Here is a 1,015-nt window from a genome sequence, read left to right as displayed (position 1 = left end):
TTTCAAAAATCCTTTTTTATTCTTTCAATCATTGCACCGTCAGTGGTTAATACCATATAACTTTTACTACAAAAATTTGGTTTTCAGTATTATTTAGCTTCAAAGTAAATTTTTTTCAAAATATACTATTTATTCAAAATACCTTATTGCCTTTACAACGTATTTTGCTATGATAGATAGGAAGGAGCCTTTTGGAGGGTTTGATAATGAAAATTGTAAAAACATTAAAATACAAAATTATTAATCATTCAAAGATCTTCCACTCGACACTAGACATCTATAATCGAGCGTTAACATTCATAATGGATGTCATTGATAAAGAGTTTGATCATTTGGATTCCATCTCAACGAAGACGATTGTCCCTGCTGTCGAGAAGCTCATTCATGTTACAAAATCAAACCCTCAACCAAAGTACCCTGAGTTCAATCTTCTTTTCTATAAATTTCCTTCTTATTTTAGAAGAAGTGCCATTGCCTTCGCGTTTGGAAAAATCAAAAGCTATCGTTCCAATCTAAAAAATTGGGAAGAAGAAAAGAAAATGGCTCTAGCAGAAGGAAGGAAATTTAAGAAGAAACCCCCTAGACTACAATTAGAACATAATGAATTTCCAGTATTTTATCGAGGAAACATGTTCAAAAAGACCTCTCATACTACAGCAAAAATTAAAGTCTTTCATCAGAATGATTGGATTTGGAAAGAGATTCAATTTAAACCACAGGACGAATACAAACGTGGAGTCTGGAATTGGAAAGAAAATAATCCAAAGCTTGTCCAGGTGGGGAAAAAGTTTTTTCTACATGTTAGCTATGAGTCGAAAGTAAAATTAAATCATACAAACATACAAAACCAAAGAATTTGTGCAGTAGACCTAGGAATCAACCAATCTGCCGTTTGTTCCGTGATGGATGCAAAAGGAACTGTCTTGGCCAGAATATTCATTAATCAGCCAATTGAAAAAGACCGATTGTATACCATAACAAACAAACTTAAGAAAGCACAATCCATTTCAGGGAG

1 pseudogene is annotated in these 1,015 nt (G+C 33.0%); it reads left to right on the top strand.

Features of this window, described 5'->3' with window-relative positions:
- Positions 1 to 206: 206 nt before the first annotated feature.
- Positions 207 to 1,015: pseudogene (locus B5V89_RS19765) on the top strand (RNA-guided endonuclease TnpB family protein); the annotation flags it as partial.

It is taken from the genome of Heyndrickxia sporothermodurans (assembly GCF_003055045.1).
In the GTDB taxonomy this organism is placed as follows: Bacteria; Bacillota; Bacilli; order Bacillales; family Bacillaceae_C; genus Heyndrickxia; species Heyndrickxia sporothermodurans.
This window is presented reverse-complemented; position numbering and strand designations above follow the sequence as displayed.